We start from the raw sequence: 14,531 nt of genomic DNA on the forward strand, positions 1-14,531 counted from the left end.
CGGCTCATGCTTGCGCCAGTGCACCGTGCGGCCAGCGCCGTGTCAGGTTGACCGCCAGCGTGCCGACCACGATCAGCGCAAGACCCAGCCACTGCACCGGCACCAGGGCGTGGCCGTACAGCAGATGGTCCAGCAGCAGCGCGGCCAGCGGATAGACGAACGCCGGCACGGCGATCGTGGCCACCTGCAGATGCCGGTACGCCGAATAGAACAGCACATACACGATCCCGCGGTGGATCACGCCCAGCCCCACCAGCCAGACCCAGTGCAGGCCCGGATGCAGCGCGGCGCGGCTGGAAAACCCAGCCCGCAACAGTGCGGAAACACGGGATAGACGATGGTGGCCACGCCGATCGACGAGCGCGCCATGCCGGCGGACAAGGCCACCCAGTGCAGCACCAGCAAGACGCCGCTGACGACCGCGTCGCGCAGCTGCCCGCCGATCAGGCCGCAGGCGGTGAGAAACAGCGCACCGAACAGGCAGCGATAGAACGCCGCCGCGACCGGATCCTGCCCGCTCTCGTGCACGAACACGCCCACCGACCCGATCAACACTTCGGCCACCAGCAAGTGCCAGATCGCACGTCGCGCAGTGCCGGCCGATATGGCTTGAACAGACACGGCGATGCTCATGGCGCAATCGTTCGCTGCAGATACCGCACGGCGCTGCCGCGCACAGACACATGCTGCGGCTCGACCCGGCATGCAAGTACATCGCGCGGCGCCAGCGCCAGCATCCGGCTCAGATCCGGCACCACCGCACGCACCTGGCGTAGACGGCGATATATGCCTGCGCGTTTGCATACACGGCCTGTGGCGCAATCGACAACGACGCCAACACCGTTTGCGGCGCCACCGGCAGCAACACCGGCATCTGGTTGGGAAAGCGCAGCTCGCTCGACACCCTGGCGCGATGGAAGCCATCAGCCTGGCACTGCGCACGCGCACCGCACCGGGCGATGTGGTGCTGATGGAAACGCCCACCTACCACGGCATCCTGCAGGCGGTGGCCGCGTTACGGCTCAAGGTGCTGGAAGTCCCCAACCGCGCCGGCCAGGGCATCGATGTGGCGCGCCTGGACGCGCTGCTGCAGCGCACGCCGGTGCGTGCCGCAGTGCAGGTGCCCAACGTCAACAATCCCAACGGCAGCCTCGCGCCCGACACTGCCAAACGCGCGCTACCGGACAGCTGCGCACGTCACGGCACCGTGGTGATCGAAGACGATAGCTACGGCGAACTGGACTGGTCGGGCCAGCGACCGCGCCCGCTGCGCCACTTCGACACGCATGCCAACGTGATCACCTGCGGCTCGTTCTCCAAGGCGCTATCGCCCGGCCTGCGCATGGGCTGGCTGCTCGGCGGCGACTGGACCGACGCCCTGGTGCGCGCCAGATACCTTTCCACCGTCGGCAGCGCCAGCCTGCCGCAATTGGCATTGGCCGATTATCTGACGCAACACGATCTGGAACGGCATCTGCGCAAGCTACGCCGTACCCTGGCCGACAATGGCCAACGCCTGCGCGATGCGATCATGCGGCATTGGCCTGAGGGCACGCGGGCGGGCGACCCGGCTGGCGGACCTTCGCTATGGCTGCAATTGCCCGAGGGTGGCAGTGGCCAGGCCTTGTTCGAAGCCGCAGTGGCCGAAGGCATCGGCACCTCGCCGGGCCATCTGTAGTCCAGCCGCGGCGACTACGCTGATCATCTCCGCCTGAGCTGCGGCCAGCCGTGGAACGAGACGCTGGAGCGCGCAATGCGGCGATTGGGGAAGCTGGCAGCGCAAGTGGCGCGCTAGCGCGTTGTAGGTATCAGCTTTGTTGGTGTTGGTGTTGGGTGTGACCACGATACCCGCACCAACGCGGCACTGACGTTCAGTGAAGTAGCAAGCCCCTCTCCCGCCGGGAGAGCAACTGTCTTGATCAACTGGCGGCGGCAGCCGCCAGTTGATCCCGCATTTTGGCGTTGAGGATGACCAGCAACTTGCGTATGGCCGCCANNNNCGGGAGAGCAACTGTCTTGATCAACTGGCGGCGGCAGCCGCCAGTTGATCCCGCATTTTGGCGTTGAGGATGACCAGCAACTTGCGTATGGCCGCCACCAGGGCCACTTTGCCGGCCTTGCCCTTGTCACGCAGCCGTTGATAAAAATCGCGCAGTGGCGGGTTGAAGCGCACGGCCACCAGGGTGGCCATGTACAGCACCTGGCCGATGCCGGCCCGCCCGCCCCAGATGCGCCGCACCCCACGCATCGCGCCGCTGTCGCGCGCCAGCGGTGCGACCCCGACCAGCTTGGCAATGGCCTTGCCGCTCAGCTGGCCCAGTTCCGGCAGCTGTGCCGCCAGGCTCGCCAGCAGCACCGGGCCGACACCTTTGACCTGACGCAGCACCTGCAACTCTGCACGCGCGGCCAATTGCTGGGCGATGCGTGCGTCCAGCTGCGCCACCTGCTGCTGCAACTGCCGCACTGCGCTGTGCGCCTGCCGCTTGAGCCAGGCATCGGTAAGCGTAGACAGCTGCTGGCGCTGCTGCTGCACGACGGTCACCACCTGCATCCGCCGCTGCTGATAGGCGCGCAGTTGCCGGCGCCAGTCCTCCAACGGCTGATAGCGTGTCAGCGGCAGTACCGCCGCCATGTGTGCCAACGCACGCGCATCCAGCCGATCGGTCTTGGCCAGCTGACCGGTGGCCTTGGCAAAATCGCGCGCCTGGCGCGGATTGATCCGCACCATCGGCAGGCCGGCAGCATGCAGCGTGTCCAGCGCCAATTGCTCAGCACCCCCGGTTGCTTCCACCACCACTTGGTACAACGTCAGCGGCGCCAGCCAGTCACGCAACTGACGCAGGCCCGTGGCCTGATTGGCAAATCGCCGCGCCTGCTGCAAGCCATGCACATGCACGTCCAACCACTGCCTGCAGACATCGATTCCGACACTCTCGTTCATGATCAACTCCGCTATGCTCGACGGGTCGAGAGCTCTCCTGGGCAGCCCAGCCTTATCGTTACGAGCGCCTACTCGAGCAACTGTTCGGGCGTTTGCCAGGAGATTGCGGCGTGGCGACCTCGCTCTCCCGCGGTCGCTCAGACCTATGGGTTATCGGTCGACCACGCCGCCTCTCGACGCCTAATCTGGCAGATCGCCAAGAGATAAGGGGNCGTGGCGACCTCGCTCTCCCGCGGTCGCTCAGACCTATGGGTTATCGGTCGACCACGCCGCCTCTCGACGCCTAATCTGGCAGATCGCCAAGAGATAAGGGGTTGGGGTGAGGATACGTGGCGAAGCCCTCGCCACGTTCAGCCCCATGCGGCTTCGTCCGTACCCTCATCCGCCCCTTCGGGGCACCTTCTCCCCGAGGGAGAAGGGAACGACTGACTTGCGGTCTGCGGTCGTCTGCGTTGCCACCAGTCGGTGCGCTCCGGGGACTGCGGGATGTCTGCCACTTTGCCCGTGCCATCCCATCCCGCCCAATCACACCCTCAACCGCACCCCATCACCCGCGCAGCGCCGCCGCATGATGCGCGATGTGCTCGCCAATGAAACTGGCGATGAAGTAATAGCTATGGTCATACCCAGTTTGCATCCGCACGGTGACCGGATAACCGGCCGCATTGGCGGCGTCTTCGAATAGCGTGGTTTTTAGCTGATTTTGAAGAAATTCGTCAGCATCGCCCTGGTCGATCAACAACGGTAAACGTTCCTGAGCTTCGGTGATCAATGCCGTCGCGTCGTAGGCTTTCCACGTTTCACGATCCTCGCCCAGATACTGCCCAAACGCTTTCTCGCCCCACGGCACCTGGCTGGGTGCCACGATCGGCGAAAACGCCGACACGCTGCGATAGCGGCCCGGGTTCTTCAATGCAATGGTCAAGGCGCCATGCCCGCCCATCGAATGGCCGCTGATGGCGCGCGCACCGTTGGTGACGAAATGGGCCTCGATCAGCGCCGGCAATTCGTTCACCACGTAGTCGTACATGCGGTAGTGCGCCGCCCACGGCTGCTGCGTGGCATCGACGTAAAAGCCGGCGCCCTTGCCGATGTCGTAGCCTTCCGCATCGGCCACATCGTCGCCGCGCGGGCTGGTGTCCGGCGCCACCAGGATCACGCCGTGCTCGGCGGCATAGCGCTGCGCGCCGGCCTTGCTGATGAAATTCTGCTCGGTACAGGTCAAACCGCTGAGCCAGTACAGCACCGGCAATGGGCCACCTGCCGCCTGCGGCGGCAGGTAGACGCCAACCTGCATGCTGCATCCCAGGCTCTTGGACTGATGCCGATACACATCCTGCCAGCCGCCGAAACAGGCGCGGTGTTCGATACGTTCCATGAAGATTCCTTACGAAGAGAAAACCCAGCGGCCGGGTCACCAGCCGCAGGGTTGGACCATCAATGCAGCAAACCCTTCTTGCGTGCCACCTGCGTCGATAACGCATCCACCAACGCCGGCGACAGGCAGTCGTAGGGCGGCAAGCCCAGCTCGGTCAGGCGCGCACGCACTCCATCCATCTGCTCCGGCGGCGTGCCGGTTTCAATGATGGACGAGACAAATGCGGCAAAACCCGGCGCCGACCAGTTCTGTTGCCTGGACAACTCGGTGTGCACGAAATCCAGCCCGTAGAACGCATGCTCCTTGTTCTCGATGCGGCCGAATAGGTGCACACCGCACCCGGCACACGCGTGGCGCTGGATCGCCGCGCTTTCATCGACGATCTTCAGCTTTTCTGCGTGCGCGGTCACCTTGACCTTGTTCCGCGGCGCCACCGCGATCACCGAAAAGGTCGCGCCCTCGGGTTTCCAGCATTTACTGCAGCCGCATGCGTGGTTGTGCGCAGTCTGCGCACCCACTTCCAGCGTCACCTTGTCGGTGGCGCAGTGGCACTCCAGGGTTCCCCCCTGAAAGTTTTCTGCCCCGCCTCGCGCAACACCACCATCTACCGAAAGATGGATCGACACATTAGTCATCACGCCTCTCCCGGAGTCTCGGGTTCCACGTGCGCGGAAGCGGCCGCGCGCCGCTCCTGGCCATCCGGTCAGAAATGAATCACGGTACGGATCGACTTGCCTTCATGCATCAGGTCGAAGGCGTGGTTGATCTCGTCCAGCGGCATGGTGTGGGTGATGAACGGATCCAGATCGATCTCGCCCTTCATTGATTGCTCCACCATGCCCGGCAACTGCGTACGGCCCTTGACCCCACCGAATGCCGAGCCGCGCCACACGCGCCCGGTCACCAACTGGAACGGACGGGTGCTGATTTCCTGGCCGGCACCGGCCACACCGATGATGACGCTCTCGCCCCAGCCCTTGTGGCAACACTCCAGCGCCGACCGCATCACGTTGACGTTGCCGATGCACTCGAAGCTGAAATCCACCCCGCCATCGGTCAGCTCGACGATGACGTCCTGGATCGGCTTGTCGTAATCCTTCGGGTTGATGCAGTCGGTGGCGCCCATGCTGCGCGCCAGGTCGAACTTGCCAGGATTGGTGTCGATGGCCAGGATCCGCCCGGCCTTGGCCTGCACCGCGCCCTGGATCACCGCAAGTCCGATGCCGCCCAGACCGAACACCGCCACACTCTCGCCCGGCTTGACCTTGGCGGTGTTGTGCACCGCACCGATGCCGGTGGTGACGCCGCAACCGAGCAGGCAGACCTTTTCCAGCGGCGCCTCCGGATTGACCACCGCCAGCGAGATCTCCGGCACCACGGTATATTCGCTGAAGGTGCTGCAGCCCATGTAGTGGTAGATCGGCTCGCCGTTGTAGGAGAAGCGGGTGGTGCCGTCCGGCATCAGGCCCTTGCCCTGGGTGGCGCGCACCGCCTGGCACAGGTTGGTCTTGCCGGACAGGCAGAACTTGCACTTGCGGCATTCGGCGGTGTACAGCGGGATGACGTGGTCGCCGACCTTGACGCCGGTGACGCCTTCGCCCACCTGCTCGACGATGCCGCCGCCTTCGTGGCCGAGCACCGACGGGAAGATGCCTTCCGGATCGTCGCCGGACAGCGTGAAGGCATCGGTGTGGCACACGCCGGTATGGGTGATGCGGACCAGCACTTCGCCGGCCTTCGGCGGTGCGACGTCGATTTCGACGATTTCCAGCGGCTTGCCGGGTCCGAATGCGACTGCTGCACGGGATTTCATGGAATAACGCTCCTGACAGGGATGTTCGGGGACGGGCGCGGCAATGCGGCCCGGTGGGAGTTCATCTGAGGTAGGACCGGACCAGACCGAGCAGGTCCTGCACGCGCTCGGCACGTTGCGCATCGGAGGCGGCGGCATGCCCGAAATCTTCCCGGATATGCGCTTCAAGTACCTGCGACATCAGCCCATTGACGGCCCCCCGGATCGCGGCGATCTGCTGTAGCACCGGGGCGCAGTCTGCGCCGGACTGCAGCGCGCGCTCAAGCGCGTCGCACTGCCCGCGCAAGCGCCGTACCCGCGCCAGTGCACGTTTCTTTTCCAGCGGCGAATGCGGCATGCCGGCCCTCGACCCAGGATACTGGGGGGCAGTATAGGGAAATCCGGAAAAAAAGCGATGCCGATGCAGGCAATGCTGCATCCAGCAGAGAACTGGCGATGAACAGTGATGGCGCTCACGCCAGCGTCAACCTGCGCTTGGACGCCCCTCGATGCAGGCCGGAAGACACCAACGACTGCATTGCCGCACGCGCATGCGCAGCGCGGCACCCGACGAGGTCTAGCGCCGCGCGGGCGCCTCGCGGGTCTGCTTGAAGTGCCTGCAGGCGTCGCGGAAGCGCCGCAGGTTCGGCGAAAAGAACTTGTCGCGATGCCAGATCAGGAAGAACCGCCGGGTCAACCGCGGCAGCCCGCTGCTGAGTGGCTGCAGCTTCTTCGACGCGATCAGCCCGTCTACCGCCCACCGCGACAGGCAGCTCACGCCCACACCTTGCACCAGCACGTTCTTGATCGCCTCGGAACTGCCGATCTGGCGGGTATCCGAGAGCGTATGCAGATGCCGCAGCAACGCCTGTTCCACTTCTTCGCGTGTGCCCGAGCCTGGCTCGCGCAATAGCCAGTCGGCGTCGCGCAGCTGGGCAGGCGTGACCCTGGACCGCTTGGCCAACGCATGCCGGCTGCCCACCACCACCACCAGCTCATCCAGCAGCCAGGGTTCGGCGTGCAGTTCCGGCAGATGACACGGCCCTTCGATCAGGCCCATGTCGAGCTCGAAGTTCGCCACCTTGCCGGCAATACCGCTGCTGTTGGCGCTATCCATGTCCACGCGCAACCCGGGTGCCTGCGTGTGCAGCGCCCGCAGCACCAGCGGCAACACGTAATTGCCGATGGTCGTACTGCAGCCGATCTTCAGGCGACCTGCCGACGCGGCAGCGCCCGGCGTGAATCCGGCCTCGATCGCGTGGGCGCCATCGAGCAGCTTGCGTGCCTGTGGCAGCAGTGCGGCGCCGACATCGTTGAGCACCAGCCGCTTGCCCACCCGATCGAACAACTGCGTGTCCAGCGCATGCTCCAGGTCGTTGAGCGCCGCACTGGTGGCCGACTGCGACAACGCCACGGCCAGCCCGGCACCGGTGGTGCTGCCATGCTGGGCGATGGCGCAGAAGATCTGGAGCTGGCGCAACGTCAGACGCACAACCTACCTGCTTTCCGGGTAATCGCTAGCGATATTACCCGTTTTACAGCTATACCCATCGGTTCGACACTGCGGCCGTCACCATCGCATCGCCTCTGATCATGCGCACTCCCAACGCACTGCCCGGCACCCGGCAACTCCGTCCCTCGACTGCGTTGTCCGGCCCACGCCAGCTCATCCGCCAGTTCACCCCGAACTGGTTCGGCGCCACCATGGGCCCCGGCATCTTCGCGCTGGCGCTCGGGCAACTGCCCCGGCACAGTCCGTGCCTGACGGCTGTGGGCGAACTCTTGTGGCTGTGCAACGGTGCCCTGTTCCTATTGTTCAGCCTGCTGTATGCGGCACGCTGGGCACTGTTCTTCGATGAAGCCCGGCGGATTTTCGGGCATGCCTCCGCGTCGCTGTTTCTGGGCACCATTCCGATGGGACTGGCGACCGTGATCAACGGCCTGCTGCTGTACGGCGTGCCTCGCTGGAGCAGTGCCGCTGTCCCGCTGGCCGAGGCGCTGTGGTGGATGGATGTGGCACTCGCGCTGGCATGCGGGGTGGGCGTGCCGTATCTGATGTTCACCCGCCAGCAGCACCGCCTCCAGGACATGACTGCGCTGTGGCTACTGCCGGTGGTCGCCGCCGAGGTGGCCGCTGCCAGCGGCGGCCCGTTGGCAGCGCAGCTGGCAGATGCGCAGGCGCAATTCATCGTGACCATCGCCAGCTACGCGCTATGGGCATACTCGGTGCCGGTGGCGATGGGCATCCTGGTGATCCTGCTGCTGCGCATGGCGTTGCATCCGCTGCCGCCGGCCAGCATGGCGGCCTCGATCTGGCTGCCACTCGGCCCGCTCGGCACCGCTGCACTGGGCATGCTGTCGATCGGCCAGCATGCTCCCGCCATTCTCGCCGCGCAGGGCCTGACCGACCTCGGACGCATCGCCGGTGGTCTGGGCGTGATCGGTGCGGTGCTGTTCTGGGGCGCGGGGGCGCGGGGGCGTGGTGGTGGCTGCTGGCGGGGTTGATCACGGCCGGTTACTTACGCGCCGGAGTGCCATTCAACCTCGGATGGTGGGGCTTCACCTTTCCGCTGGGCGTGTACGCGCTGGCCAGCCTGAAACTCGGTACCGCCTTGCATCTGGCGTTCTTCGATGTCGCCGGCACGGCGCTGGTCGTGGCACTGGCGGCACTATAGGCAGTCACGGCAAGCAGGACCGCGCTGGGCGCGTGTCGCGGCGACCTGTTCGTGTCACCATGCCTGGCCGATGCGCAGCGGGGCACTGCCGCGCAGTGACGCGTGTGGCGGACAGCACTGGACAATTCGCCGGCACGCTGCCTGCCGCGTGCAGCGGCGGCGACAGGCGGTGTCGCAACCGGCCGCCGCGCCAGATCAGCGCTCGACGACTACCGGTGCCGCGCCGATCGCCGCCTCGGCGACGTGCTCGGGTAGCGAAGCCAGCACCGCAGCGCGGAACCGCGCCGGAAATGCGCTGTCATTGGCTTGGTAGAACGCTCGGGCATGGGCCGACAGGTGATCGAGCGCTGCCTGCGACAGGGCCAGTGCAGCCTCCACCGCATGCGCAATGCCGGCCCCATCGACGTAGTAATACGAGGCCAGGCGCCGCTGGCGTACCTCGGCCACCGGGATCAGCACGCCATGCTCCGGCCTGACCAGCTCGTTCATGGGTTCGCCATCGGTGGCCAGGGTCACCGCCCCTACGCTGAGCGCCTCCATCAGGTAATGCCCGAAGCCCTCGGCCTCGGAGGGGCAGATGTGGAACAGGTGGGCGTTCTGCAACCGGCGCAGTTCGGCATCGTCCAGATAGCGGACCCGGTGATCGATATTGGGCGCAACCACCGGCTTGCCGGCGGTGCGGGGGTTCTGCACCACCGTCAGCAACGGCCATTCCGGGTGCTGTCTCCAGGTCTCCAGCAAGACCCGGGTGCCCTTGGCGGTACTGCGCCCGGCCAGATGGAAGAACGCGCGCTGGCGCGGCACCTGCGCATCGAAGCGGTCCGGGCTGGTGAAGCCGATATAGCGCGTGGTGCAGCCCAGGGTCTGGAAGATGCGCTCGGCGTGGTGGGTCTTGCACAACACCGCATCGAACTTCGGCAGCAACGGCAACCATTTGGGCAATAGCCACTCCGGGTTGGGCACCAGCAGATTCCTCTGCCCCAACGGCAGGCAGCGCGCGTAGACGCGTTCGGAATAGATCTGCAACGGCACCCGACCGAACAGGGCGCGGCTGGCCCACAGCCGGACTTCGCGCCCGGTATCCTGCAGCCGCTGGCTGGTGAACCCGACCTCCTGCACCGGCACGCCGCCGGCGCGCAGGGTCTGCGCCATCAGTACCATGTCCCGGGTCAGGCCCACGCCATTGTCGCGGCTGATCACCCGCATCATCGGATATGCCTTGTCATGCGCACGCTCGCCACCCGGGCGGCACAGTGTCGAGGCGATGATGTCCTGTGTGATGTCTCGTCCCGTCATGTCGCTTTGCACGTGTGCCAATGGTTGACAAATTCAATCATTATGATGGCTATTCCAGCCATGTACCTGCGAGCACCATGTATCCGGCAGCCTCAGCCTCCACCTTGCGCGGGCCAGTGTCCGTGCCACCGACGACGACTTCCATGGACCTGCAGCAACCCCGTGTTCTCGTGGTCGACGACGACCCCGACCTGCGCAAGCTGATCGGCGAATTCCTGAGCGCCCATGGCTACCAGGTGGACGTCGCCGAGAACGTGGCGGACATGCGCACCAGCATGGCACGGCAGCGTCCGGATCTCATCGTACTCGACGTGATGATGCCTGGAGAAGATGGGCTGAGCGCGGCCCGCGCCCTGGCCAGCGAGCGCGGTTCACCGGCGGTTATCATGCTCAGCGCGCTGGGCAACGATACCGACCGCATCATCGGCCTGGAAGTGGGTGCCGACGACTACCTCGCCAAGCCCTGCAATCCGCGGGAATTGCTGGCCCGCGTGCGTGCACTGCTGCGCCGCAGCCAGGCCAGCAGCGAGCAGGCCGACCAGCGCGGCAACGTCTACGAATTCGCCGGCTGGCGGCTGGACGTGGTGCGGCGCGACCTGCGCGACCCTACCGGCATCTTCATCAATCTATCCGACGGCGAATTCGCCCTGCTGCGCACCTTTGTCGAGCACCCGCAGCGCGTGCTCAGCCGCGATCAGCTGCTGGACCACGCCCGCGGCCGCGACACCGACGTCTACGACCGCGCCATCGATAGCCAGATCAGCCGCCTGCGCCGCAAGATCAATGAGCGCGTCCATACCGAGTTGATTCGCACCGTACGTAACGAAGGCTACATGCTGCTGCCGAGCGTCTCGCGCCTGTGAGCAAACCGGCACGGCGCGGGCTGTCGATCTTTGCCCGTACTTTCGTGTTGCTGGCGGTGGCCTTGCTCACCGCCCAGATCATCGGTATCGCCCTGCTGGTGATGCGGACTCCGGTGTACGAGCCGCCGGTGCATCCGCCCGAAGTGGTGGCGCTGCTGTCCACGCGCATGCCGGCCGGCACCCAGACTCTGAAGGTCCACGATGGTGCGCAGGCGCCGACCCCACCTGCAGACCAGGTCCGCGACCCGTTTGCGGAAATGCTGCTGGCCCATTGGCTGGATGTCGACAAGCGCCACGTGCGGTTCTACCGCAATGCAGAGGACCGCGACGACCCGTTCCCGGACAGCGGCCAGGTGCAGCGTGCGCCCGATCCGCAACGCAACAGCGAAGCCGGAGGCCGCGGTGGCTCGCTGCCGATGGCCTCCCGATGGCACCCGAACCGGTCCGCCGATGCGGCCCCTTTCGGCACCGGGCTGCGCCCGGCCCAGGCGCCGGAGGATTGGGAAAGCGAACGGCTGACCCCCGGCGTGCCGCTGCTGGACGGCTTCACCGCCGCACTGCAGCAGCCCGATGGCCGCTGGCGCACGGTGGAATCACCGCGCCGGCGGCTGTCGACCGAGTTCAAGACCCATATCGTGCTGCTGTTCCTGGCCGGCCTGCTGGCCAATGTGCCGCTGGCCTGGTGGTTCTCGCGCGCGTTGTCGGCGCCGATCAAGCGCTTTGCCGAGGCCGCCGACCGGCTGGGCCGCAATCCCCACGCCGCCGCCTTGCAGCGCAGCGGCCCTCCGGAGATCGTACGTGCGGCCGATTCGTTCAATGCCATGCAGGGCCGCCTGAACCGCCTGATCAACGAGCGTACCCACATGGTCGCTGCGATCGCGCACGACCTGCGCACGCCGCTGGCACGGTTGTCGTTTCGCCTGGACGACCTGCAACCGCCACTGCGCGACAAGGCGCTGGCCGATATCGACGAGATGAAGGCGATGATTTCCGCAGCGCTGGATTTCATCCAGAACGATCGCCATCGCGGCGAACGCGCGCCGCTGGATCTGCGCCTGCTGGTGGAGAGCGTGGTCGACAATGCCACCGACATCGGCGCCGACGCGGTGCTACTGCCCGGTCCGGCGATCACCCTGGATGGCGACCCATTGGCATTGCGCCGCGCAGTGATGAATCTGCTGGAAAATGCGCTGAAATACGGCAAATGCGCACGCCTGCAACTGCAGCGCGACGGCGAAGACGGGGTGCTCTGGATCGACGATGACGGCCCGGGCATCGATCCGTCGCAGCGCGAACAATTGCTGTTGCCGTTCGTGCGCGGCGAGTCCTCGCGCAACCGCGGCACCGGCGGCATCGGCCTGGGGCTGTCGGTCGCGCACAGCATCGTGCTGGCCCATGGCGGCGACCTACGGCTGGACAATCGCGCCCAGGGCGGCCTGAGGGTGACCGTGCGCCTGCCGTGCATGCCGGAGCGCCGCTGATCTCGAGCACGCCGGTCGGTCGTTGAGGCTCAGATCGATCACGCGGACACGGAGCCGTGGCGATCAGCACCCGGCGTCAGCACTGCCCCCAAGTCTGCAGCCTTTGCGATGACGGCTCAGGCAGCTGACACATGTAGCGCGCAGTCGTCAGGTGTGGATGGATGCCGCGCTCGGAACCGGAGCGGACGCGTAGCCCGCCGCCGACTCCGGACAACGCCCGCGCCCGCCTGGCGGCGGCGCAGTCGTTTTGTTCGCTGTTTTAGTGGCAACAGCGCAAGCACTCCGCATCGCCCCCAGCGCATTCCACACCAAGACCCGGCCAGACGCGCGGCAATGCCAGCGTGCCCTTTACTACCGGCCTCGATACTCAGTAAGCGAACTCGCGGAACACGCGATCGATATCGCCCTTCCACGCGCCGTGATACAGCGCCAGCTTGCGCTCGGCGGCGGTGACGCCGCTCTCGGCGATCTCGGCGATCACATCCAGAAACCCGGTTTCGTCCTGGCCGTCGCGATTCAGACGCGCACGCCGGCGCAGCCCCTCGCGGGCGATGTTGACCGCCTCCACCGCCAGGTCGCGCACGGTGCCATTGCGGAACGGCAGGCCCAGCGCCTGCCTGGGCACGCCATCGCGCAAGGCGTGGCGCTCGGTGGGGCTGAAATCCTTGACCAGGTCCCAGGCCGCATCCAGCGCGGTGTCGTCGTAAAGCAGACCCACCCAGAACGCCGACAGCGCGCACAGGCGATTCCACGGACCGGCATCGGCGCCGCGCATTTCCAGATACTTCTTCAGGCGCACTTCCGGGAATGCGGTGGTCATGTGATCGGACCAGTCGCGCAGCGTCGGCAATGCACCAGGCAGCGCCGGCAGCTTGCCTTGCATGAAATCGCGGAAACTCTGCCCGCTGGCATCGACGTAGACGCCGTTGCGGCAAGAGAAATACATCGGCACATCGAGCAGGTAATCGACGTAGCGCTCGTAGCCGAAGCCGTCCTCGAACACGAAATCCAGCATGCCGGTGCGGTCGGCGTCGGTATCGGTCCAGATATGCGAGCGGTAGCTCAGGTAGCCGTTGGGCTTGCCCTCGGTGAACGGCGAATCGGCGAACAAGGCAGTGGCGATCGGCTGCAGCGCCAGCGAGACGCGGAACTTCTTCACCATGTCCGCTTCGGTGGCGTAATCCAGGTTGACCTGCACCGTGCAGGTGCGCGTCATCATGTCCAGGCCGAGCGAGCCGACCTTGGGCATGTAGCTCTTCATGATCTGGTAGCGGCCCTTGGGCATCCACGGCATCTGGTCGCGGCGCCACTTGGGCTGGAAGCCCATGCCCAGGAACCCCAGCTGCAACTCGCCGGCCACCTGCGCCACTTCGTCCAGATGGGTGCCGGTTTCCACGCAGGTGTGGTGCAGGGTTTCCACTGCCGCGCCGGACAGTTCCAGCTGGCCGGCCGGCTCCAGCGTCACCGAAGCGCCGTCGCGCAGCAACGCGATGGTGCGGCCGTTTTCCTGCACCGGCTCCCAGCCGAAGCGGGTCAAGCCGGTCAGCAGGGCCTCGATGCCGCGGGCGCCGTCGAAGGTGGGCGCACGCAGATCATCGAGCTGGAAGCCGAACTTTTCGTGCTCGGTGCCGATCCGCCAGTCAGCGCTGGGCTTCTCGCCGGAGGCGAGGACCTGCACCAGTTCCGCGCGTTCGGTGATCGGCGTTTCGGCAACGTGGCTGGGACTCGACAAGGGCAGGCTCGCAAACGAAAGGGGTGGGACGATGTGGGGATCCTCCCCAGCCACCGCAAGGCCCGCACTATAACCGCCCGGCGCGAAAGGATTGGCGACACCGGCAGGGCATGACATTTCCATCGATGCGCGCCCGCCATCGCTGGCAGCGGCGGCGTGATCCACGTCAACCTGCCAGGCTGCGCGGCCCGAGGAAGCAGCGCCCTCCGGCAAGGACCGACAATCACTGCGCGCCGGTCCTGCTCGCCCGCCATGCTGAGCAGGACGCCCATAACCGCATGCGGCCTGCCGGTCATTGCAGGCTGCAGCGCGCGCATCCGCACTCGTGTCCACCTCGCCCGGCATGTGGCTTGAAACGCAAACGGCGGACCGA

Annotated in this window: 11 protein-coding genes, 1 other RNA gene and 5 pseudogenes; 6 read left to right on the plus strand and 11 right to left on the minus strand. The window is 66.1% G+C overall.

Translation table 11 applies throughout. The features are described 5' to 3' along the window. Window positions 1–4: 4 nt before the first annotated feature. A pseudogene (locus tag XCSCFBP4642_RS25335) lies at window positions 5–633 on the minus strand (EamA family transporter). Next, window positions 630–901 (minus strand): annotated as a pseudogene (locus tag XCSCFBP4642_RS30570) (phenazine biosynthesis protein PhzF); the annotation flags it as partial. The pseudogenes XCSCFBP4642_RS25335 and XCSCFBP4642_RS30570, both read right to left, overlap by 4 nt. A gap of 6 nt (window positions 902–907) precedes the next feature. On the opposite strand from XCSCFBP4642_RS30570, the pseudogene XCSCFBP4642_RS25340 reads away from it, so the two are divergent. Next, a pseudogene (locus XCSCFBP4642_RS25340) lies at window positions 908–1,795 on the plus strand (aminotransferase-like domain-containing protein); the annotation flags it as partial. 225 nt (window positions 1,796–2,020) lie between these two features. Here the strand turns inward: XCSCFBP4642_RS25340 and XCSCFBP4642_RS0119125 are convergent. From XCSCFBP4642_RS0119125 to XCSCFBP4642_RS0119150, 6 genes are all read right to left on the minus strand, one after another. Further along, on the minus strand, window positions 2,021–2,941 hold the full coding sequence (locus XCSCFBP4642_RS0119125; protein WP_029218350.1) for an IS110 family RNA-guided transposase: 921 nt from the start codon (window positions 2,939–2,941) through the stop codon (window positions 2,021–2,023). Between the two features lie 547 nt (window positions 2,942–3,488). After that, complete coding sequence (gene fghA / locus XCSCFBP4642_RS0119130; RefSeq protein ID WP_029221184.1) at window positions 3,489–4,319, minus strand: S-formylglutathione hydrolase; 831 nt, start codon at window positions 4,317–4,319, stop codon at window positions 3,489–3,491. A 59-nt stretch (window positions 4,320–4,378) separates the two neighbouring features. Further along, complete coding sequence (gene gfa, locus XCSCFBP4642_RS0119135; RefSeq protein ID WP_029221185.1) at window positions 4,379–4,954, minus strand: S-(hydroxymethyl)glutathione synthase; 576 nt, start codon at window positions 4,952–4,954, stop codon at window positions 4,379–4,381. Window positions 4,955–5,022: 68 nt separating this feature from the next. Further along, the gene (locus XCSCFBP4642_RS0119140; RefSeq protein WP_029221186.1) at window positions 5,023–6,132 is read right to left on the minus strand and encodes an S-(hydroxymethyl)glutathione dehydrogenase/class III alcohol dehydrogenase; all 1,110 of its coding nucleotides are present in this window, start codon (window positions 6,130–6,132) and stop codon (window positions 5,023–5,025) included. 61 nt (window positions 6,133–6,193) lie between these two features. After that, the gene (locus tag XCSCFBP4642_RS0119145) at window positions 6,194–6,469 is read right to left on the minus strand and encodes a metal/formaldehyde-sensitive transcriptional repressor (RefSeq protein WP_029221187.1); all 276 of its coding nucleotides are present in this window, start codon (window positions 6,467–6,469) and stop codon (window positions 6,194–6,196) included. A 219-nt stretch (window positions 6,470–6,688) separates the two neighbouring features. Next, window positions 6,689–7,603, minus strand: a complete 915-nt coding sequence (locus XCSCFBP4642_RS0119150; RefSeq protein ID WP_029221188.1) for a LysR family transcriptional regulator — start codon at window positions 7,601–7,603, stop codon at window positions 6,689–6,691. A gap of 101 nt (window positions 7,604–7,704) precedes the next feature. Here XCSCFBP4642_RS0119150 and XCSCFBP4642_RS25345 point away from each other — a divergent pair, with 101 nt between their 5' ends. Then, complete coding sequence (locus tag XCSCFBP4642_RS25345; RefSeq protein WP_266104125.1) at window positions 7,705–8,616, plus strand: SLAC1 family transporter; 912 nt, start codon at window positions 7,705–7,707, stop codon at window positions 8,614–8,616. Next, window positions 8,613–8,786, plus strand: coding sequence for an SLAC1 family transporter (locus tag XCSCFBP4642_RS30405; protein ID WP_266104124.1), 174 nt, complete (start codon window positions 8,613–8,615; stop codon window positions 8,784–8,786). The genes XCSCFBP4642_RS25345 and XCSCFBP4642_RS30405 overlap by 4 nt, the downstream gene beginning before the upstream one ends. A gap of 195 nt (window positions 8,787–8,981) precedes the next feature. On the opposite strand, the gene XCSCFBP4642_RS0119160 is transcribed toward XCSCFBP4642_RS30405, so the two are convergent. Beyond that, a complete protein-coding gene (locus tag XCSCFBP4642_RS0119160) occupies window positions 8,982–10,082 on the minus strand; it encodes a glycosyltransferase (RefSeq protein ID WP_029221189.1) in 1,101 nt (366 codons plus the stop codon). Between the two features lie 143 nt (window positions 10,083–10,225). Here XCSCFBP4642_RS0119160 and XCSCFBP4642_RS0119165 point away from each other — a divergent pair, with 143 nt between their 5' ends. The 3 genes and pseudogenes from XCSCFBP4642_RS0119165 to XCSCFBP4642_RS0119170 form a co-directional block, all read left to right on the plus strand. Then, complete coding sequence (locus XCSCFBP4642_RS0119165; protein WP_084624595.1) at window positions 10,226–10,945, plus strand: response regulator; 720 nt, start codon at window positions 10,226–10,228, stop codon at window positions 10,943–10,945. Further along, window positions 10,942–11,281 (plus strand): annotated as a pseudogene (locus tag XCSCFBP4642_RS30890) (two-component sensor histidine kinase); the annotation flags it as partial. The gene XCSCFBP4642_RS0119165 and the pseudogene XCSCFBP4642_RS30890, both read left to right, overlap by 4 nt. 116 nt (window positions 11,282–11,397) lie before the next feature. Continuing rightward, a pseudogene (locus XCSCFBP4642_RS0119170) lies at window positions 11,398–12,426 on the plus strand (ATP-binding protein); the annotation flags it as partial. Window positions 12,427–12,548: 122 nt separating this feature from the next. Here the strand turns inward: XCSCFBP4642_RS0119170 and XCSCFBP4642_RS27625 are convergent. Together XCSCFBP4642_RS27625 and XCSCFBP4642_RS0119175 are read right to left on the minus strand one after the other, a co-directional pair. After that, window positions 12,549–12,624, minus strand: a non-coding RNA gene (locus tag XCSCFBP4642_RS27625) — sX9 sRNA. 169 nt (window positions 12,625–12,793) lie between these two features. Then, a complete protein-coding gene (locus tag XCSCFBP4642_RS0119175; protein ID WP_029221192.1) occupies window positions 12,794–14,158 on the minus strand; it encodes a glutamate--cysteine ligase in 1,365 nt (454 codons plus the stop codon). Window positions 14,159–14,531 lie beyond the last annotated feature (373 nt).

The sequence above is a fragment of the Xanthomonas cassavae CFBP 4642 genome (assembly GCF_000454545.1).
Lineage (GTDB): Bacteria > Pseudomonadota > Gammaproteobacteria > Xanthomonadales > Xanthomonadaceae > Xanthomonas > Xanthomonas cassavae.